General features: G+C 69.6%; 17 protein-coding genes and 1 pseudogene. 13 read left to right on the top strand and 5 right to left on the bottom strand.

The window, feature by feature from the left end:
* Positions 1-37: 37 nt before the first annotated feature.
* Positions 38-244 (bottom strand): heavy-metal-associated domain-containing protein, encoded by a 207-nt coding sequence (locus ACS5PM_RS11790; protein WP_439387820.1) that lies wholly within the window; start codon positions 242-244, stop codon positions 38-40.
* A gap of 180 nt (positions 245-424) precedes the next feature.
* Between ACS5PM_RS11790 and ACS5PM_RS11795 the strand changes: the two genes are divergently transcribed.
* Positions 425-2,629, top strand: coding sequence for a heavy metal translocating P-type ATPase (locus ACS5PM_RS11795; protein ID WP_439387821.1), 2,205 nt, complete (start codon positions 425-427; stop codon positions 2,627-2,629).
* A gap of 15 nt (positions 2,630-2,644) precedes the next feature.
* Positions 2,645-3,124 carry a Cu(I)-responsive transcriptional regulator gene (cueR, locus tag ACS5PM_RS11800; RefSeq protein WP_439387822.1) on the top strand — a complete coding sequence of 160 codons (480 nt, stop codon included), beginning with the start codon at positions 2,645-2,647 and terminating at the stop codon, positions 3,122-3,124.
* A gap of 28 nt (positions 3,125-3,152) precedes the next feature.
* Here cueR and ACS5PM_RS11805 read toward each other — a convergent pair whose 3' ends face one another.
* Positions 3,153-3,560: a hypothetical protein gene (locus tag ACS5PM_RS11805; protein WP_439387823.1), complete on the bottom strand. Its 408-nt coding sequence runs from the start codon at positions 3,558-3,560 to the stop codon at positions 3,153-3,155.
* 109 nt (positions 3,561-3,669) lie between these two features.
* Between ACS5PM_RS11805 and ACS5PM_RS11810 the strand changes: the two genes are divergently transcribed.
* The 9 genes from ACS5PM_RS11810 to ACS5PM_RS11850 all read left to right on the top strand — a co-directional run bounded on the left by ACS5PM_RS11810 (position 3,670) and on the right by ACS5PM_RS11850 (position 13,930).
* The gene (locus ACS5PM_RS11810) at positions 3,670-4,053 is read left to right on the top strand and encodes a hypothetical protein (RefSeq protein WP_439387824.1); all 384 of its coding nucleotides are present in this window, start codon (positions 3,670-3,672) and stop codon (positions 4,051-4,053) included.
* A gap of 98 nt (positions 4,054-4,151) precedes the next feature.
* Positions 4,152-5,561, top strand: a complete 1,410-nt coding sequence (locus ACS5PM_RS11815; protein ID WP_439387825.1) for a TolC family protein — start codon at positions 4,152-4,154, stop codon at positions 5,559-5,561.
* Positions 5,562-5,575: 14 nt separating this feature from the next.
* Positions 5,576-6,943 (top strand): multicopper oxidase family protein, encoded by a 1,368-nt coding sequence (locus tag ACS5PM_RS11820; RefSeq protein WP_439387826.1) that lies wholly within the window; start codon positions 5,576-5,578, stop codon positions 6,941-6,943.
* A gap of 13 nt (positions 6,944-6,956) precedes the next feature.
* Positions 6,957-7,451 (top strand): cupredoxin domain-containing protein, encoded by a 495-nt coding sequence (locus ACS5PM_RS11825; RefSeq protein WP_439387827.1) that lies wholly within the window; start codon positions 6,957-6,959, stop codon positions 7,449-7,451.
* Between the two features lie 16 nt (positions 7,452-7,467).
* The gene (locus ACS5PM_RS11830) at positions 7,468-7,791 is read left to right on the top strand and encodes a copper-binding protein (RefSeq protein WP_439387828.1); all 324 of its coding nucleotides are present in this window, start codon (positions 7,468-7,470) and stop codon (positions 7,789-7,791) included.
* A gap of 27 nt (positions 7,792-7,818) precedes the next feature.
* A complete protein-coding gene (locus tag ACS5PM_RS11835) occupies positions 7,819-8,202 on the top strand; it encodes a hypothetical protein (protein ID WP_439387829.1) in 384 nt (127 codons plus the stop codon).
* A 78-nt stretch (positions 8,203-8,280) separates the two neighbouring features.
* Positions 8,281-9,516 carry a TolC family protein gene (locus tag ACS5PM_RS11840; RefSeq protein WP_439387830.1) on the top strand — a complete coding sequence of 412 codons (1,236 nt, stop codon included), beginning with the start codon at positions 8,281-8,283 and terminating at the stop codon, positions 9,514-9,516.
* On the top strand, positions 9,513-10,745 hold the full coding sequence (locus tag ACS5PM_RS11845) for an efflux RND transporter periplasmic adaptor subunit (RefSeq protein WP_439387831.1): 1,233 nt from the start codon (positions 9,513-9,515) through the stop codon (positions 10,743-10,745). The genes ACS5PM_RS11840 and ACS5PM_RS11845 overlap by 4 nt, the downstream gene beginning before the upstream one ends.
* Positions 10,742-13,930, top strand: coding sequence for an efflux RND transporter permease subunit (locus ACS5PM_RS11850; protein WP_439387832.1), 3,189 nt, complete (start codon positions 10,742-10,744; stop codon positions 13,928-13,930). Before ACS5PM_RS11845 ends, ACS5PM_RS11850 begins: the two co-directional genes overlap by 4 nt.
* A 1-nt stretch (position 13,931) precedes the next feature.
* On the opposite strand, the pseudogene ACS5PM_RS11855 reads toward ACS5PM_RS11850, so the two are convergent.
* Positions 13,932-16,232: pseudogene (locus ACS5PM_RS11855) on the bottom strand (ATP-dependent DNA helicase); the annotation flags it as partial.
* A 22-nt stretch (positions 16,233-16,254) separates the two neighbouring features.
* Between ACS5PM_RS11855 and ACS5PM_RS11860 the strand changes: the two are divergent.
* Both ACS5PM_RS11860 and ACS5PM_RS11865 read left to right on the top strand, forming a co-directional pair.
* The gene (locus ACS5PM_RS11860; protein ID WP_439387833.1) at positions 16,255-18,066 is read left to right on the top strand and encodes a hybrid sensor histidine kinase/response regulator; all 1,812 of its coding nucleotides are present in this window, start codon (positions 16,255-16,257) and stop codon (positions 18,064-18,066) included.
* A gap of 89 nt (positions 18,067-18,155) precedes the next feature.
* Positions 18,156-18,362, top strand: coding sequence for a thrombospondin type 3 repeat-containing protein (locus ACS5PM_RS11865; protein ID WP_439387834.1), 207 nt, complete (start codon positions 18,156-18,158; stop codon positions 18,360-18,362).
* A 59-nt stretch (positions 18,363-18,421) separates the two neighbouring features.
* Here ACS5PM_RS11865 and ACS5PM_RS11870 read toward each other — a convergent pair whose 3' ends face one another.
* Positions 18,422-18,787 (bottom strand): antibiotic biosynthesis monooxygenase family protein, encoded by a 366-nt coding sequence (locus ACS5PM_RS11870; RefSeq protein WP_439387835.1) that lies wholly within the window; start codon positions 18,785-18,787, stop codon positions 18,422-18,424.
* 12 nt (positions 18,788-18,799) lie between these two features.
* Entirely contained in the window at positions 18,800-19,567 is a 768-nt protein-coding gene (locus ACS5PM_RS11875; protein WP_439387836.1) for a nuclear transport factor 2 family protein, read from the bottom strand.
* Positions 19,568-19,700: the final 133 nt, after the last annotated feature.

Raw genomic sequence — 19,700 nt, forward strand, 5'->3', positions numbered from 1 at the left:
CCCAGGGGCCGGCCGCGCAGGCAGATCGCCAGTCTGCTCAGGCCGGCAGGGGCACCGGCGTGTAGCCGGCGTCCTCGATGACCCTGGCCAACTGGTCCGGGCTGGCGGCAGCGGATTCGACTTCCACGCGATGCGCAGCCAGGTCGATCCTGACCGTCGCGTCCTGGTCGGCCTCCTTCACCGCCCGGGTGATGGCGCCCACGCAGTGGCCACAGCTCATGTCATTGACTTCGAATGCAATCATGGGTTCTCCAATCGGTCGACGGGTTGTCGATGGGCGTACTGTGGGGATTTCCACCGTGGGAAGGTCAAGGCCCTCGACGTCAAGACCCTGCCTGTAGCAGGCCATCATGTCGCATCGGCTTGACCTTTCCACGGTGGGAACCTTGAAGATGCCAGCCAGTCCATCATCCGCCGGACCCCCATGAACGCCGCCACCACATTGTCGAACCAGGCCGCCACGACCGACACCACGCTGCTCGTCGAGGGGATGACCTGCGCCTCTTGCGTGATGCGGGTCGAGAAGGCTCTGAAGAAAGTGCCCGGCGTGGCCGCGGCGTCGGTCAACCTCGCGACCGAGAAGGCCACCGTGCAGGCCCTGCCGAATGTGCCGGCCTCGGCGCTCAAGGCGGCCATCGAGAAGGCGGGCTACAAGGCCACCGAGATTGACCAGGTTCGCCCGGCCGCCCCGAGGCGGCTGCCCGAGTGGTGGCCGGTGGCCGCGAGCGCGGCGCTGGCCGTCCCGCTGATGCTGCCGATGCTGCTCGAGCTGCTGGGCATCCACTGGATGCTCGATGGCTGGCTGCAGCTGGCCCTGGCGACACCCGTGCAGTTCTGGCTGGGCGCTCGCTTCTATCGCTCCGGCTGGAAGGCCGTGCTCGCGAAGAGCGGCAACATGGACCTGCTCGTCGCGCTAGGCACCACGGCGGCCTACGGGCTGTCGGTGTACCTGCTGTGGCGACACGCCGGGCATGGCATGCCGCACCTGTACTTCGAGGCCTCCGCCGCCGTCATCACGCTGGTGCTGCTGGGCAAGTGGCTGGAGGGCCGCGCCAAGCGCCAGACGGCTGACGCGATCCGCGCCCTGAATGCCCTGCGCCCGACGACCGCGAGAGTGCGTCGCGAAGGGGCCGAGCTCGAGGTGCCGGTGGAGCAGGTGCGCCTCGGCGACGTGGTGGTGGTCCGGCCCGGTGACCGTGTGGCCGTGGACGGGGAAGTGACCGAGGGCCGCAGCCACATCGACGAATCCCTCATCACGGGCGAGAGCCTGCCGGTGGCCAAGGGCGCGGGCGACAAGGTGACGGGCGGCTCCATCAACGCCGAAGGGGCGCTTCTGGTGCGCACCACCGCCATAGGCACCGAGACCACGCTGGCTCGCATCATCCGCATGGTCGAGTCCGCCCAGGCGGCGAAGGCGCCCATCCAGCGCATCGTGGACCAGGTCAGCGCCGTCTTCGTGCCCGTGGTGCTCGGCATCGCGTTGCTCACCTTCCTCGGCTGGGTGGGCGTGGCGGGCGACTGGGAGCAGGCCCTCATCAACGCGGTGGCGGTGCTGGTCATCGCCTGCCCGTGTGCGCTGGGCCTTGCCACGCCGACGGCCATCATGGCCGGCACCGGCGTGGCGGCGCGCCACGGCATCCTGATCAAGGACGCCGAGGCGCTGGAGCTGGCACATGCGGTGAACATCGTCGCCTTCGACAAGACCGGCACGCTCACCGAGGGCAAGCCTTCGCTCGTCGCCGTCGAGGCCGTGCCGGGCGTGGAGCGTGACGAGGTGCTGAGGCTCGCGGCAGCGCTGCAGAAGACCAGCAGCCACCCGCTGGCCGTGGCCGTGCTGGAGAAGGCGAACGCGGAAGACCTGCAGGTGCCGCCTGCGCAGGAGGCCAAGGCACTGCCCGGCCGCGGTGTGGAAGGCAGCGTCGAAGGCCGCTTGCTGGTGTTGGGCAGTTCGCGCCTGCTGGACGAACTGGAAGTGGAGGCAGGGCCGCTCGCGCCCGAGGCCGATCGCCTGGCAGCGCAGGGCAGGACGGTCTCCTGGCTGCTGCGCCGCGAAGGCCAACGCCATGAACTGCTGGGCCTTCTGGCCTTCGGCGACACGATCAAGCCTTCATCCCTGGCAGCGGTGTCCCGGCTGCACGAACTCGGCATCCGCACGGTCATGCTCACCGGCGACAACCGGGGCAGCGCGCAGGCGGTGGCGCGGCAACTGGGCATCCAGGATTTCCGCGCCGAAGTGCTGCCGGGCGACAAGGCGAGGATCGTGGAAGAGCTCAAGGCCGGCGGCCAGGTGGTCGCCTTCGTCGGCGACGGCCTGAACGACGGGCCGGCGCTGGCGGCGGCGTCGGTAGGCTTCGCCATGGCGGGCGGTGCCGATGTGGCCACCGAGACCGCCGGTGTCACCTTGATGCGCGGCGACCCGCGCCTGGTGGCCGACTCGCTGGACATCTCCCGCCGCACCTACTCGAAGATCAAGCAGGGGCTGTTCTGGGCCTTCGGCTACAACGTGCTGGGCATCCCGCTGGCGGCGCTCGGCATGCTGAGCCCGGTGATCGCCGGCGCGGCCATGGCCTTCAGCAGCGTGAGCGTCGTCACCAATGCCTTGACGCTGCGCCGCTGGCGCGGGTCCTGAAAGTCAAAGATGAGCATGAGCATGAACATCGGCCAGGCGGCCAAGGCCTCCGGCGTGTCGGCCAAGATGATCCGGCACTACGAAAGCGTCGGTCTGTTCCCCGAAGCCACCCGCACCGAATCGGGCTATCGCCAATACACCGACAGCGAGGTGAACACGCTGCGCTTCATCCGCCAGTCGCGCGACCTCGGCTTCTCGATCGAGCAGATCCGCGAGCTGCTGGGCCTTTGGCAGAACCGCCGGCGCTCCAGCCGGCAGGTGAGGGCCCTGGCCCAGGCCCACATCGAGGAGCTGGACGCCAAGCTCAAGGAACTCCAGGCCATGAAGGCCACGCTGGAGCACCTGGTGCACTGCTGCCATGGCGACGACCGGCCGGACTGCCCGATCATCGAGTCGCTGGAGTCGCGCCAGCCGGTGGTGGCCGAGGCCGCCGATCGCACGCTGGCCGGCCTGGCCGGCCTGAAACCGGGGGCGAACCGGCGCCGAGCCGCATGACCGGCCCCGTGGGGCAAGGGCCGACGCCTCAGCCCGCCCCGGCGTCTTGAGCCTTGCGACGCTGGAGTTGCACCTTCAAGCTGGCGCCGTGGGCCGACTTGTTGCTCCACATCCAGCAGTAGTCCTGCTCGACAGGGGCCTGCAAGGTTCCGGCGGAACCGGCGATGCCGTCCTGCCGGGCTGCAAAGCGCACCTCCTTGCCCTCGTGGAAGTGGATGTTGAAGTCCATGGGCGCGCCGGCTTCGAAGGTCCAGTCGACCCTGGTGCCGGCGGGCAGCTTGCCGCACGCCTCGGCGAACTTGTGGCCGGGCACGGTCAGTTCGTGCGCGAACCGGCCGTCCGCCGACCACTCGATGGAGACGAGTCCTGCCGCCTGCGCCGTGGGCAGGCCGCAGGCGAGGGCGCACAGAAGGGCAGTTGCAAGGGTCGATTTCATGGGGCGAACTCTAGGCCGACCCACGCGGCGCAACGCCCGGGACATGCCCGCTTGACCTTGCCACTGTGGCAAGGCCCACAGTGCGCTTCGTCTGCTAGTCTTGGCCCCCGTGAAAATCCTTCGTCTCTGGCTCCTGGTGGTGCTCGCCACGTTGCTCCCGGTCCGGGGGGCGATGGCGGCTGCCATGCTGTGCCCGCCTTCAGTGATCGGCGGCCAGGGCGAGATGCATGCGACGCACGACCACCAGGCGGCCGACATGCAAGGGCATTCAGCGCACCACCATGACGCCGCTGCGAGCCACGACGAGCTGCCGTCATCGGACCACGACAAGTGCAATCTTTGCTCGGCCTTCTGCTCCATCACCCCGCTGCCGAGCGACATGCCCGGCGTGCCGCCACCGCTCGACGCGCCGGCGGCGTCATTCCCTGACTTCTCCGCTCCCGCCGCGAGCTTTCTCTCGGATGGCCAGGAGCGACCTCCCCGAAGCATCTGACCCATCGAGGCCTCCGAGCGAGGCCTGAGGGGCTCGTGCGCGTGTCGCGCGAGCGTCGGCCGGGCGCCAAGGCCCGGCCTTCTGGATGACTTCGAACGATGAACAAGCTTTCACATCGCACGGCCGCTTGCTCGGCCGTGGCGCTCCTGTTGGCCGGCTGCGCCTCCTTCTCGCCCGACGGCGGGATGGAGGCGGTCGCCGGGCTGACGAAGGATCGCATCGGTCACACGGTGGCCGCGCAACGCTCGCCCCAAGACGCCGACACCGTCCGCACGCGTGTCCGCGAGATCCTGGGTCAGCCGCTGACGCCAGACACGGCGGTCGAGCTGGCGCTGCTGAACAACCGCGGCCTGCAGGCCAGCTTCAGCCAGCTCGGCATCGCCGAGGCCGACCTCGTGCAGGCGGGGCGCCTGCGCAACCCGCTGCTGAGCTTCGGCCGCCTGGCCGGCGGCGGCGTGGTCGAGATCGATCGCGCCATCGTGTTCGACGTGCTGGGGCTGCTGACCCTGCCGGCGGCCCGTGAGGTCGAGGCCCGCAGGTTCGAGCAGGCGCAGCTGAAGGCGGCGGACGATGCGGTGCGCATCGCGTCCGAGACCCGGCGCGCCTGGTTCGGTGCCGTCGCAGCCCAGGAGCTGGTGGGCTACTTCCAACAGGTCCAGGAGGCGGCCGATGCCTCGAGCGAACTGGCCAGGCGAATGGCCGAGGCGGGCAACTTCAGCCAGCTCGCCCGAATGCGCGAGCAGGCCTTTCGCGCCGATGCCGTCGCCGATCTCGCGCGGGCACGCCAGCAGGCCGTGGCCGAGCGAGAGCGCCTGACGCGGCTGCTGGGCCTGTCGGGCGAACAGCTGGACTTCAAGCTGCCGGAGCGGCTGCCGGAGTTGCCATCGCAACCCGTCGAGCCCCGTGCCGCCGAGCAGGCTGCGCTGGACAAGCGGCTGGACGTCCTGATGGCCAGGCGGGCCGCCGAAGCCACCGCGAAGTCGCTCGGCCTCACGAAGGCGACGCGCTTCGTCAACGCGCTGGAACTCGGCTACCAGAACAGGAGCGAGACCGGCAGCCCGACCGCCCGGGGCTACGAGATCTCGCTCGAGCTGCCTCTGTTCGACTTCGGCTCGGTGCGGACAGCGAGGGCCGAGGCGACCTACCTGCAGGCCGTCCACCACGCGGCCGACGTGGCGCTCATCGCCCAGTCGGAGGTGCGCGAGTCCTACGCCGCCTACCGCACCACGTACGACCTGGCGCGGCACTACCGCGACGAGGTCGTGCCCCTGCGCAAGAGCATCTCGGACGAGAACCTGCTTCGCTACAACGGCATGCTGGTCAGCGTGTTCGACCTGCTCGCCGACGCGCGTGAGCAGGTGCGCGCCGTGGCCGGCTCCGTGCAGGCGACCCGCGACTTCTGGATCGCGCAGACCAACCTGCAAACCGCACTGACCGGGCGCTCCCCAGGTGCCGCGGGCGAGGCCGCCGTGACCGCCACCCCCGAGTCCCGAAGCACCGACCACTGAAGGCCGAGCACACCATGTCGAACCGCAGAAGCTTCTTTCGAACCGCCGGTGCCGTGGCGCTGGGCGCAGCGGCCGTCAGCCGCGTCGGCGCCGCCTCCTTGCCCGAGGCGCCGGTCACTTCGTCACCCGCCACGCTGCCGCCACCCCCGCCTCCGGACGGCCGCCCATTCCAGCCCATGGTCACGCTCAACGGCTGGTCGCTGCCCTGGCGCACGAAGGGCGGCGTCAAGGAGTTCCACCTCGTCGCGGAGCCGGTGGTGCGTGAGATCGCACCCGGCATGACGGCCCGGCTGTGGGGCTACAACGGCTCCAGTCCCGGCCCGACCATCGAGGCGGTCGAGGGCGACAAGGTGCGCATCTTCGTGACCAACAAGCTGCCCGAGGTCACGAGCGTGCACTGGCACGGGCTGTTCGTGCCCTCCGGCATGGACGGCGTGACCGGCCTGACCCAGCCGCCCATCGGCGTGGGCAAGACCTTCGTCTACGAATTCGTGCTGCAGCGGCCGGGCACCTTCATGTACCACCCGCATGCCGACGAGATGGTGCAGATGGCGATGGGGATGATGGGCCTGTTCATCGTCCATCCGAAGGACCCGCTTGCACTCAAGGTCGACCGGGACTTCGGCTTCATCCTGAACGCCTACGACATCGAGCCCGGCAGTGCCACGCCCAGGGTGAACACCATGCTCGACTTCAACCTGTGGACCTGGAACAGCCGCGCCTTCCCGGGGATAGACCCGCTGGTGGCGCGCACGGGGGACCGGGTGCGCATCCGCATCGGCAACCTGACGATGACGAACCACCCGATCCACATGCACGGGCCGCACTTCGAGGTCACCGGCACCGATGGCGGCTGGGTGCCGAAGTCGGCGCGGTGGCCGGAGGTCACCACCGACATCGGCGTGGGGCAGATGCGGGCCATCGAGTTCGACGCTCTGGCCGGCGACTGGGCCATCCACTGCCACAAGAGCCACCACACGATGAACGCCATGGGCCACGGCGTGCCCACCATGATCGGCGTCGACCAGAAGGACCTCGTCAAGAAGATCACCGGCCTGGTGCCCGACTACATGGTGATGGGCGACCGCGGCATGCACGACATGGCCGAGATGGAGATGCCGCTGCCCGACAACACGCTGCCGATGATGACCGGCACCGGGCCGTTCGGGCCGGTGGGCATGGGCGGGATGTTCAGCGTGGTCAAGGTCCGCGACCAAGTCGCCCGCGGCGATTTCAGGGACCCGGGCCCCTACCGGCATCCCGCCGGGACGCAGGCCCGCGAGTACACCGGCGACCTGCCCGAGCCCGCGCGGGCCAGCGCCCCGGGGCCGGACGACCAGACGCTGCAGGTCCGCAAGCCTGCGGGCCACACCGGCCATTGAAGGAACCCCTGCGATGAAGACTCTCCCCACCCTGGCGCTGGCCGCAGCCGTGCTGGCGCCCTTCGTCTCTCACGCCCATGGCGACGAGAGCCATCCGCCCAAGCCGCATGCGTACGACCCCTCCCAGGTCGAGGAACACGCCTTCGGCCGCGAGGGCGATCCGCGGAAAGTGAGCCGCGTGATCCAGGTCGACATGAGCGATGCCTTCCGCTTCACGCCGTCCGACCTCAGGGTCCGGACCGGCGAGACGGTGAAGTTCGTCGTCAGCAACAGCGGCAAGCAGTTGCACGAGATGGTGCTGGGCACGGCCGAGGCGCTGAAGCAACACGCCGATCTGATGCGCAAGTTCCCGACCATGGAGCATGCGGACGCGAACATGGCCCACGTCCAGCCCGGCGCCCGGGGCGAGATCGTCTGGCAGTTCACCCAGCCCGGCGATTACCAGTTCGCCTGCCTCATCCCCGGCCACTTCGAGGCCGGGATGGTGGGACGCCTCGTCGTCAAGTGAAGCAAGGAAAGCCGTCATGAAATACCTCCAAGGCATCATCACCGCCGCCGCCCTGGCCCTGCTCGCGCCGGCCTTCGCCCAGCCGGCGCCACCGCTACCGGCCGCGTCCGCTGCCACGCCGGACGTCGACGGCGAAGTGCGCAAGATCGACAAGCAGCAGGGCAAGCTCACGCTCAGGCACGGGCCGATCCAGAACCTGGACATGCCCGGCATGACCATGGTCTTCAAGGTTGCCGATCCCACGATGCTCGACTCGCTCAAGGTGGGCGACAAGGTGAAGTTCGCCGCCGAGAACCGCAACGGCGCGTTGACCGTGACGGCGATCAAGCCAGCGCCGTAGCGCGGCGCCTACACTCTGGCGTCCGTCATGTCGCGCCATCGCCCGCTCCGCCTCGGCACCGCACTGTTCCTGGTGTGGTCGCTGCTGTTCGCGCAGATGGCGCTGGCGCAGTACGTCTGCCCGCGCCAGGGCGACGCCGAGGCGATGGCCCGCATGATGGCCGAAGGGCTGCCCTGCGAAGGCATGGACCCGCAGCAGCCGGTGTTGTGCCACCAGCATGCCGCCGAACCGGGCAAGACCTTCGAGGCGCTGAAGCTGCCGGTGGCCTCGCTGCCGGCCATCGTGCAGGTGCTCGAGCTGCCGCTGGTGCTGGCCACCGAAGCGGCGAGCGCCTTGGTGCCGATCGCGACCGCCGAGGAGCGGCCGCCACCCGATCCGCTGTTCCTCGCCACCCTCAGGCTGAGAGTCTGACCCCGCTCCGCTGACCGACCGGTGCTGGTGCCGCGCCCGCGCACGCCAGCAGCCTCCCGTGCGTCTTCGGAGCCTTTCATGTCACCACGATTCCTGCGCGCGACCCTCCTGGTCGCCGCCCTGGCGCCGGCCCTGTTGGCCGAGGCGGCGCCGTTGTCGCTCGACCAGGCCATGGAGCTCGCCGTGCAACGTTCCGAGTCCGCCCGGTCGGCTCGTGCGGGCGCGCAGGGCGCTGCCGAGATGGCGCGCGCTGCGGGGCAGCTGCCCGATCCAATGCTCGCCTTCGGCATCGACAACCTGCCGGCCACCGGCCGCGACCGATTCAACCCGGCGACAGAGGACATGACGATGAAGCGCATCGGCCTGTCGCAGGAGTGGGTGCCGGCCGAGAGGCGCTCCGCTCGCCAGGCTGCCGCGATGGCGCTCGCCGACCGGGAATCGACGATGGAGCAGATCGCCGCCGGCGAAGCGCGCCTGCAGGCGGCCATGGCCTACGTCGAGGCCTGGTATGCAGGCGAGGCCCTGCGGCTGGCGACGCGCGGCGAACACCATGCCCACGAGGCGCAAGAGGCCACGACGAGCCGCCTGGCCACCCCCTCCGGCAGCAGTGCCGAGGTGCTGATGGCGGCGAGCGAGCAGGGCGCCGCGGAGGACGAATCGGCGGAGCAGCAACAGCAGCAAGCCGCCGCGCTGTCGACGCTGCAGCGCTGGGTGGGCGTGATGGCCGATGAGCTGCTGCCGCCTCGACTGCCCACCACGCCGGCCGAGCCGTCGTACGTCGCTGCCCATCCCGCCGTGCTTTCGAAGGAGCGGGACGTCGCGCTCACCCGCCAGGAGGCCGAGCTGGCACGCCTGGCCCGCCGTCCCAGCTGGACGTACGAGCTTTCGTATGGCCAGCGGCAGGGGCGGCCGGACCTGGTCTCCTTCGGCGTCACCATCCCGCTGACGGTCGCCCCAGCGGCTCGGCAGGACCGGGAGACCGCGGCGAAGCTGGCGATGGTCGACAAGGCCGAAGCCGAGCTGGAGGAGGCGCGCCGGACCGCCCTGGGCGAATACGCCGCGCTGACCAGCGACGAGCGCCGCCTCGCGCAGCGCATCGAGCGATTCCGCGGCGCGGTGCTGACGCCGCTGCAGCAGCGCTCGGCCGCCATGCTGGCCGCCTACCGCTCCAACCAGGCGAGCCTCGCCATGCTGTTCGAGGCGCGCCATGCCGAGCTCGAATCCGAGCGAAAGCTGGTGTCGCTGCAGCGCGAGCTGGCCAGGACCCGCGTGCAGCTCGTCTACAAGCCCATTGCCACGGGAGTCGCGCCATGAACCGCATCACGTCCTTCGGGCTGCTGCTCGCCGTGGCAGCGGTGATCGGTGGCGGTTCGTTCTACCTCGGCCGCCACACCGCGCCCGCCGGCCAGGCCGCCGCGGTGGCCCCGTCAGCAGCAGCCTCCGCCGGCGAACGAAGGATCCTCTACTGGCACGACCCGATGGTGCCGGGCCAGAGGTTCGACAAGCCCGGCAAGTCGCCCTTCATGGACATGGAGCTGGAGCCTGTCTATGCCGACGAACAGGGCGGCGACACGGGCGTGAAGATCAGCCCGCAGGTTCAGCAGAACCTCGGCATCCGGACGGTCGCCGTCCGCCGCGCCGAGATGAGCAGCTCTTTCGACGCGGTGGGCGCGGTGCAGTTCGACGAGCGGCTGAATGTCGCCGTCCAGACGCGCGTGGCCGCCTATGTGGAGCGGCTGGCCGTCCGCGCGACGATGGAGCGGGTCGTCAAGGGCCAGGCCCTGGCCACGGTCTACGCGCCCGAGTGGCTGGGGCCGTTGAACGAACTCGTGGCGCTCAAGCGCTCAGGGGCGTCGCCCGAGCTGATCGCTGCTGCGCGGGATCGCACACGAACCCTGTCCATCCCGGCCGAGCTGGTGCGGCAGGCCGAGGACAGCGGCGTCGCCCAGGCGCGGTACACGCTCCCGGCACCCGTGAGCGGCGTGGTCGCCGAGCTCGGCGTTCGCGAAGGCATGGCCGTGTCTCCTGGCATGACGCTGTTCCGCATCGCCGGCCTGGAGAAGGTCTGGGCCGTGGCAGACGTGCCCGAGGCACAGGCCGTGCGACTGGTGCGAGGCCAGAAGGTGAGTGCGGTGCTGCAGGCCGATCCGGGGCAGACCTTCACCGGGACCTTGCAGGAGATCCTGCCGCAGGTGAGCGCTTCGACCCGCACGCTTCAGGCCCGCTTCGAGGTGGACAACCGCGGCGGCAGGCTGGTGCCCGGGATGCTGCTGCGCCTGCAGGTTTCGGGCCCTTCGTCCCTGCGCCTGGTCGTGCCTGCCGAGGCCGTCATCCGCACCGGCACCCGGGCCGTGGCCGTCGTGCGCGGGCCTGAGGGCCGCTTCGAGCCCCGCGAGATCAAGCTGGGGGCTGATCTCGGCGACACGCTGGAGGTGAGCCAGGGCTTGTCGGAAGGCGAGCAGGTCGTCGCGAGCGGCCAGTTCCTGGTCGACTCGGAAGCGCGGCTGCGCTCGGTGCTGGGCAGCCTGGAGGCGCGGCCATGATCGCGGCGCTGATTCGCTGGTCGGTGGCCAACCGAGTCCTCGTCCTCGCCGCGACGATCTTCCTCGTGGCCGCGGCTGTCTTCTCCACGGCCACCACGCCGGTCGACGCGCTGCCCGACCTCAGCGACACCCAGGTCATCGTGCGCACCAGCTACCCCGGCAAGCCGCCGCAAGTGGTCGAGGACCTGGTGACCTATCCACTGACGACGACGATGCTGAGCGTGCCGGGCGCGAAGACGGTGCGGGGCTATTCCTTCTTCGGCGACTCCTTCGTCTACATCCTGTTCGACGATCGGACCGACCCGTACTGGGCGCGTTCGCGGGTGGTCGAGGTCCTCAACCAGGTGCAGGCCCGGCTGCCCGCCGGTGCCACGGCCGCGCTCGGGCCGGATGCCACGGGGGTCGGCTGGATCTACGAGTACGCCCTCGTCGACCGGACGGGCCGCACGGACATCGGCCAGCTGCGTGCGCTCAACGACTGGTTCCTGAAGTTCGAGCTCAAGACGGTGCCCGACGTGGCCGAGGTCGCGAGCATCGGCGGCATGGTGCGCCAGTACCAGGTCGTGCTGGACCCCGATCGAATGCGGCAGCTCGGCATCACGCAGGCCGTGGTGGTGCAGGCGCTGCAGGAGGCCAACCAGTCCTCCGGCGGATCGGTGGTGGAGATGGCCGAGGCCGAGTACATGGTGCGGTCCATCGGCTTGCTCAAGTCGCTCGAAGACTTCCGCACCATCCCGCTGGCCGCCGTGGGCGCGACACCGGTGCTGCTGCGCGACGTCGCCGTGGTGCAGATCGGCCCGGAGATGCGACGCGGCATCGCCGAGCTGGACGGGCAGGGCGAGGTGGCCGGCGGCGTGGTGGTGATGCGCTCGGGCAAGAACGCCCGCAGCACCATCGAGGCCGTCAAGGCCAGGCTCGCGCAGCTGCAGCCCAGCCTGCCCCAGGGCGTGGAGGTGATCGAGACCTACGACCGCTCGCTCCTCATCGACCGGGCCATCGCCAACCTGCAGCTCAAGCTCGCCGAGGAGTTCATCGCCGTCGCGGTGGTCTGCGCCATCTTCCTGTTCCACCTGCGCTCGGCGTTGGTGGCGGTGATCTCGCTGCCGGTCGCGGTCGGCATCGCCTTCGTGGTGATGCGCTGGCAGGGATTGAACGCCAACATCCTGAGCCTGGCCGGCATCGCCCTGGCCTGCGGCGCGGCACTGGATGGCGTGGTGGTCCTGCTGGAGGCGGCGCACAAGCAGATCGAGGGTTTCGAGCATGCCAACGAACGCCAGCCGACACCCGAGGAGCGCTGGGCGCTGGTGACCGCGGCGTCGGTGGAGGTGGGGCCGGCACTGTTCTTTTCGCTGCTGGTCATCACGCTGTCGTTCCTGCCGGTCTTCACGCTGCAGGCGCAGGAGGGGCGGCTGTTCTCGCCCCTGGCCTTCACCAAGACCTACGTGATGGCGGCCGCCGCGGCGCTTTCGGTGACGCTGGTGCCGGTGCTGATGGGCTGGCTGGTGCGAGGCCGGATCCCGCACGAGGCCTCGAACCCCTTGAACCGCTGGCTGATGCGGGCGTACCGGCCGGCACTGGAGGCCGTGCTGCGATTCCCGAAAGCGACGCTGCTCGTCGCGGGCGCCGTGCTCGCCTTGACCGCAGTCCCCGTGCTTCGCCTGGGTGGCGAGTTCATGCCCCCGCTGGACGAAGGCGACCTGCTTTACATGCCCTCGGCGCTGCCGGGCCTGTCGGTCTCCAAGGCGACGGAGCTGCTGCAGCAGACCGACCGGCTGATCAAGACCGTGCCGGAGGTCGCGCGCGTCTTCGGCAAGGCCGGTCGCGCCGACACGGCGACCGATCCCGCGCCGCTGGAGATGTTCGAGACCACCATCCAGTTCAAGCCACGCGACCAGTGGCGGCCCGGCATGACGCCGGAGCAGCTCGTCGACGAGCTCGACCGCGCAGTGAAGGTGCCCGGCCTGTCCAACATCTGGGTGCCGCCCATCCGCAACCGCATCGACATGCTGGCCACGGGCATCAAGAGCCCCGTGGGCATCAAGGTGGCCGGGGCCGACCTGCCGACGATAGACCGCCTGGCAACGCAGATCGAACTCGCGGTGAAGAAGGTGCCCGGCGTGTCCTCCGCGCTCGCCGAGCGGCTCACCGGCGGGCGCTACATCGACGTGGACGTCGACCGCGCCGCGGCGGCGCGCTACGGCCTTTCGGTGGCCGACGTGCAGGCCATCGTCTCCACGGCCATTGGCGGCGAGAACGTGGGCGAGGTGGTCAGTGGCCGCGAGCGCTTCCCGATCAACGTCCGCTACCCGCGCGAGATCCGCGACTCGCTGGAGAGGCTGCGCACGCTGCCCTTCGTCACCGACCAAGGCGCGCAGCTGTTGCTGCAGGACGTGGCGCGCATCGGCATCGCGGAAGGACCGCCCATGCTGCGCAGCGAGAACGCCCGCCTGTCCGGCTGGGTGTATGTGGACGTCCGCGGCCGCGACCTGAGCTCGGTGGTGGGCGAGATGCAGGCCGTGGTGACCCGCGAGGTGGCGCTGCCGGCTGGCTACTCAGTGTCCTGGTCGGGCCAGTTCGAGTACCTGGAGCGCGCCACCGAGCGCATGAAGGTGGTGGTGCCCGCCACGCTGGCGCTGATCTTCATGCTGCTGTTCCTGCTGTTCCGCAACGCCACCGATGCATTGCTGGTGATGGCGGCGGTGCCGTTCTCGCTGGTCGGCGGCTTCTGGCTCGTCTGGGCCCTGGGCCACTCGGTTTCCGTCGCGACGGCCGTCGGCTTCATCGCCCTGGCCGGCGTGGCGGCCGAGTTCGGCGTGGTGATGCTGGTCTACCTGGAGAACGCGCTGAAGCAGCGGCTTGGAGGCGGTGCGCCGGACGACGAGGCGACCCTGCTCGCCGCCATCCGCGAAGGCGCGGTGCTGCGCGTGCGGCCCAAGGCGATGACGGTAGCCATCGTGCTGGCCGGCCTGATCCCGATGATGTGGGGCCACGGCACCGGCGCCGAGATCATGGCGCGCATCGCGGCGCCCATGGTGGGCGGGATGGTCACGGCGCCGTTGCTTTCGATGCTGGTGGTGCCGGCAGCGTGGCTCGTGCTGCAGCGGCGCAGGCTCCGCTCGCGGGCAAGCTCCACCAGCGCGGCAGCAGTTCACGGACCTGCGGCCGCCGAAAGCGCTCGTCGATGAGGTAGAGCGTGCCCGTGTCCTCGGGGCTGCGGATGACTCGCCCGGCGGCCTGGACCACCTTGCGCAGGCCGGGATAGAGGTAGGTGTATTCGAAACCGGCCCCCACCTGCCGGTCGAGCTGGCGGCGCATCTGCTCGTTGACCGGGTTCAACTGTGGCAGGCCCAGCGTGGCGATGAACGCGCCTATCAGCCGCGTGCCGGGCAGGTCGACCCCTTCAGCGAAAGACCCGCCCAGCACGGCCAGTGCCACGCCGGCGCTTGCGGGCGTGAAGCGCGCGAGGAAGGCTTCCCGGTCTGCCTCGGCCATGCTGCGGTGCTGCCTCCAGGTCGGGACGTCGGCAAATTCCTCGAGCCGTTGCGCCACCATTTCGAGGTAGTCGAAGCTGCTGAAGAAGGCGATGTAGTTGCCCGGCTTGCGGCGGAACTGCGAGGCGATGAGCTCGGCGATCGGAAGGGCGGAAGCACTTCGGTGGGTGAAGCGCGTAGGGACATCCGTCACCACATGGACGCTGAGCTGCTCGGGCACGAAGGGCGGGTCCACCTCCAGCCAGGCCGCGTCCTCGGGCAGCCCCAGCATGTCGGCATAGAAAGCCTGCGGCTGCAGCGTGGCGGAGAACAGGACGGCTGACGACATCGCGGCCAGCCGCGGCTTGAGGAAAGGCGCGGGAACCGCATTGCGGATGCCCACGACCGAGCGGCCGCGGCCGGGCAGCCGGGTGATGTCGAAGAACGAGTGAGCCCCGAACGACTCCGCCAGGCGCCTGAAGTGCAGCAGCTCGAAATGCAGGTCGAGCAGCTCCGGCGAGACGCCGGCGGCGTCTTCCGCGAGCAGGTCGCCCACTGCCGTGCACACGTCACCGGCCGCCGACAGCAAACGAGACGGCAGTTCATCGGCGGCCTGGTAGCCGGCTTCGGCCTCCGCGGCGATCACGGGCCAGGCGCGGCCGAGGCGCTGGAGCGGCTTGCGCAGCGAGGCAGGCGCCGCGCGGGCCGCCGTGCGCAAGTCGTCGCGAGACAGGCTCGCCGAGTACATCGCGCGGCCGCGGTCGACGAGGTTGTGCGCCTCGTCGACCAGCAGGGCCACGCGCCAGCTGTTGGCCAGCGTCAGGCCGTGGAGCAGGGCGGTGACATCGAAGAGATAGTTGTAGTCCGCCACGATGACGTCCGCCCATCTCGACATCTCCTGGGCGAGGTAGTAGGGGCAGATCGAATGCTCCCGGGCGATGCGCCGCAGGTCGGCCGCCTCGAGCTGCTTCGCCTCGGCGGCTTGCTTTCGCGCCTCGGGCAGCCTGTCGTAGAAGCCCAGTGCCAGCGGGCACGATTCGCCGTGGCAGGCCTTGTCCGGGTGCTCGCAGGCCTTGGCCCGGGCCGTGAGCTGCAGCACACGCAAGGGCAGTTCGCCGTGCGCCTCGGCGAGCTTCGCCATGGCCTGCAACGGCGGGGCGTGTCCGCTGCCCTTGGCCGTGAGGAAGAAGACCTTGTCGATGCGCTGCCCGGGCGCGGCCTTCAGCGTGGAGTACAGCGTCGCGAGCGTCTTGCCGATGCCCGTGCCCGCTTGCGCCATCAGCACCCTTTCGCGCCGGACGGCGAGGAAGGCCTGCTCCGCCAGCCGGCGCTGCCCGCAGCGGAACTCGGGATGGGCGAACTTCAGGGCCAGCAGCGCCTCGTCACGCGAGCTTCGGTGGGCGATCTCGCGGCGCGCCCAGGCCAGGAAGCGGCGGCATTGGAGCTCGAAGAACGCCCCCAGCTCAGCGGCGCTGCAGGTCTCGTCAAGGTGGGTTTCTTCGCCGCTGTCGATGTCGAGATAGACGAGCCGGACGGTCAGGGTCGCCAGTCCCAACTCCCGGCTCAGCATCGCCCCGTACATCTTCGCCTGGGCCCAATGCAGGGCGCGCTGGTTGCCGGGCATGTTGGACAGCTGGCCGCGAAAAGTCTTCACTTCCTCGACGAGCGCCTGCTGCTCATCGAAGCCATCCGCGCGGCCGCGTACCAGCAGCTCCTCGAACGCGCCCTGGACGGACACTTCGGCCCGATGGCCGGGGCCGCGGCGGGAGGCCACGAGCCTGTGGCCGGCAAGGCCCTCTTCGGAGGTGGGCGAGGGCGTGAAGCGGTGGTCCAGGTCGCCCGCCTTGGCGGTGAAGGAGCACAGCTCGCGAACGGCAACGGCGTAGCTCACGGTTTCAGACTTCGGATACTGGACAAGCATACAGCACGCCAGGCCGCTGGCCGACCCGGCGGGAGCGCTGTTTGCTGCGCCGCGTGAGGGGCGTCCCGCCCCGGGGGCACGAGTGCATCGCGACATCGCTTCTGAGCCCACGCCAGCCTTGGCCAGGCTGACTGAAGACGTCGCGCGCCTGACGCATTCATGCGAAGCCGTTCTGAGCTGCGGCACCCAGGTGATCGCCCGGTGGTCCGAGGGAACGTGTCCGCGCGAGGTTATCGCCACCCAGCCCTTCCTCGCCGGCGCGGAGACCTACGAGCTGAACCTCTACGGCGAGCACGCGAGGCCGCTGACCGAGCGCGAGTGCGGCGTGTTCCAGGCGATGACCGGGGCGTTGCGCCGGGCGCTCGAATCCGAACCCGCCATCGTCCGGCCCCACACCGGCGCGGACCAGGTCAAGGACCACATCAGCGCCGCCCTGGACTACGTGACCGACGCCTTCGTCCTGGTCCTCAAGGACTGGACGGTCGAACACGTCAACACGCAGTTCGAACGCACGGTGCGCCGGCGCCGGGCCGACATCCTCGGCCGCAGCCTGTGGGAGGTCTTTCCGCAGCTCGCGGGCACCCGGTTCGAGACCGAAGCGCGCGCCGCCATCGGAGGCACGGTGGCCCGCCTGTTCGAGGCATTCAGCGAGCCGCTGGCCCGGTGGTTCGAATGCCGGGCCTACCCGTGCAAGGAAGGGCTGGCGATCCTGGCCATCGACATCACCGAGCGCAAGAGCGAAGGCCTGGCACGCGCCGACATCGAGCAGAAGCTGCTGCAGGCCCAGCGCATGGAAAGCCTCGGGACCCTGGCCAGCGGCATCGCGCATGACTTCAACAACATCCTCGGGGCCATCCTGGGCAATGTCGGCCTGCTGCGCCACGAGGTGAGCCTGCAGGGGCTGGAATACCTGGAACAGGTGCAGATCGCCGGGCAGCGTGCGCGCGAGCTGGTGCAGCAGATCCTGACCCACAGCCGGGCGACGACGCGCGAATTCATGCGGCAGCCGCTTCGGCCCCTCGTAGAGGACAGCCTGCAGCTGTTGCGCTCGACGCTGCCGGCTGCCGTGCAGCTGCTGCACACGCTCAGCGACGAGCCGCTGGCAGCCACCTTCGATCCCTCCGAGGTGCATCAGGTCGTCATGAACCTGTGCACCAACGCCTGGCAGGCCCTTCCGCCGGAGGGCGGCACGATCCACGTCGCGCTGCAGCCGCACCAGGTCGAGTCGAGGATGACGGCCGACATCGGCCAACTGGACCCCGGCCTGTATGCGCGCCTGGTGGTGTCGGACAACGGCGCCGGCATGACGCCCGACACCCGTCGCAGGCTTTTCGAGCCCTTCTTCACCACCAAGCCTCGAGGCCAGGGCACCGGCCTGGGCCTGCACGTGCTCAGCGGCATCGTCACCGCGCATGGCGGCGCGGTCATCGTGCAGAGCCAACCGGGGCAGGGCAGCCGGTTCGAGGTCTACCTGCCGGCCACCCCGACTGCGGACGTCGAGGCGGCGCCTGCGCCCCAGGTCACGCCGACCCAGGCCGGCGGAGAGCGCGTGGCCTACGTCGACGATGACGAAGTGGTGCAGATGATGGTCCACCGCGTCCTGGAGCGCGCGGGCTTCCAGGTCACCTCGTTCCACGCACCGGACGAGTTGCTGGCCGCGGTACGCAACGACGCGAACTGCTTCGACCTGCTGGTCACCGATTTCAGCATGCCGGGCATGAACGGGCTGCAGGTGGCCCGGCAGGTGCGCGCGCTGTGCCCGGCGATCCCGATCATCATCGCCACCGGCTATGTCTCGGAGGATCTTCGCGAGGCGGCCGCCGAACTGGGACGCACCGAGATCCTGAACAAGGAGCGCACCTTCGAGGAGCTCGGCGAGCGCGCGACCCGGGCGATCGGCATCGGGCTGGACAGCGGGGATCGGGCCTGAGGGCGTTTTCCTACACCACGTCGGTCGGATCGCCGATTCCGCGCCCTGGCGTGGCGAGGCACAGTGGTCTCGTCATGAAGGAGACATCAATGATGTTCAAACGACTTTGCCTCATCGCCCTCACGGGCGCCGCGCTTTCGACTCTCAGCGCCTGCGTGGTCGCCCCCGCCCATCAACCGGGCTACACCCACGACCGAGACGCTGACGGCGTGCCGAACCGGTATGACCGTGACCGCGACAACGACGGCGTCCGCAACCGCTACGACAGGGCGCCGTACAACCCGTACCAGCGCTGAGCCAACGCTGATGGACGGAATGCAGGGCGGGCTTCGGCCCGCCCTGGTCATTTCGGGCGCTACTTCTCGTATCGCCTCATGCTCATCGTCGAGGCCTCGATCCTCGACATGAAAGACGCGGCCGCAGGAGCCTTCTCGAAGCTGGCCATGGAGGCCGCGGCATCGCCGGCCGACCGCCAGTGGACGATGACCAGCCACTGGCCGTCAGCGGCATGCGCGCTTTCGCGCGAGACGAAGCCGGGCTGCCTCGCCACGTGCTCGCGCTCGACCGCCTTGTCGACCTGAGCGAACTCAGCGTCGGTGACGCCAGGCTTGAGCTTGAAGGTGACGATCTCGATGACCCCGCCCTGCGGCGCGGCGAGCGCCGGTTGGACGGCGAAGGTCGCCCACAGGGCGCTGCCCAGCCAGAACTTCCAGGGATTCACTCGCGGCTCCCGTCAGAACTTGCCGTTGGAGTTCTTCCACTCCGCGCGGGGCGGGATGGGCTCTATCGTGTCCCAGTGCTCGGCGATCTTGCCGTCCTCGACCCTGAAAAGATCAAAGAACGCGCTCGGCTGGCCGGCGAATTCGCCCTCGCTGGCGACCAGCACGAAGCTGCCCTCGCCAAGGACGTGGTGGACCCGGTCGTACTTCATCGTCACGCCCGCCTGGGCCATGGCCTGGAGCGCAGCGCCCAGACCGGACAGGCCATCGGCGATCTGCGGGTTGTGCTGGTGGTAGCGGTCGCCGTCGTAGTAGCCCGCCAGCCGGTCCATGCGGCCGTTCACGAGGATGTCGTCGACGAACGCCGCCACCAGCTGCTTGTTGGCCGCGGTCCGGTCCAGATCGGTCGGCTCGGTGGGCCCGTCGATCATGGTGCGGCCGCTCGGGTTGGGCTGGGCCGGCGTCGGCTGCAGGTTGTCCCAGTGCTCGACGATCCGGCCGTCCTCGAAACGGAAGATATCGAAGCCGATCTTCGGGCCGAAGAAGTCGTAGTCGGTGTGGGCGAAGACGAAGTCGCCGTCCTGGAAGACGCGCACCGTATTGACCTTGGCCGAGCCCTTCGGCAGGGCTTGCAACGCCGCCCCGAAGCCCGCCAGGCCGTCACCGACGGCCAGGTTGTGCTGGATGTACTTGGCGGGGTTCACGACGGCGACGGGGGCCGCCTCGCCGGTCTCTATGGACTTCAGCAGCGCGACGACCTGCGCCTTGGGATCGGAGGACATGGGCTTCCTTTCGGGGAGAGATCGGTTCGGTAGGTTTCTCAGCGCGCACTTTGCCGGCATCGGGCCCGGCGTCCGAGGTCTTGCTCGGGCGATGGATGGTAGAAATCGCGCACCCCGCCGTCGGCGGGTGAAA

The organism is Ideonella flava (genome assembly GCF_051857595.1).
Taxonomy (GTDB): Bacteria; Pseudomonadota; Gammaproteobacteria; order Burkholderiales; family Burkholderiaceae_C; genus Ideonella.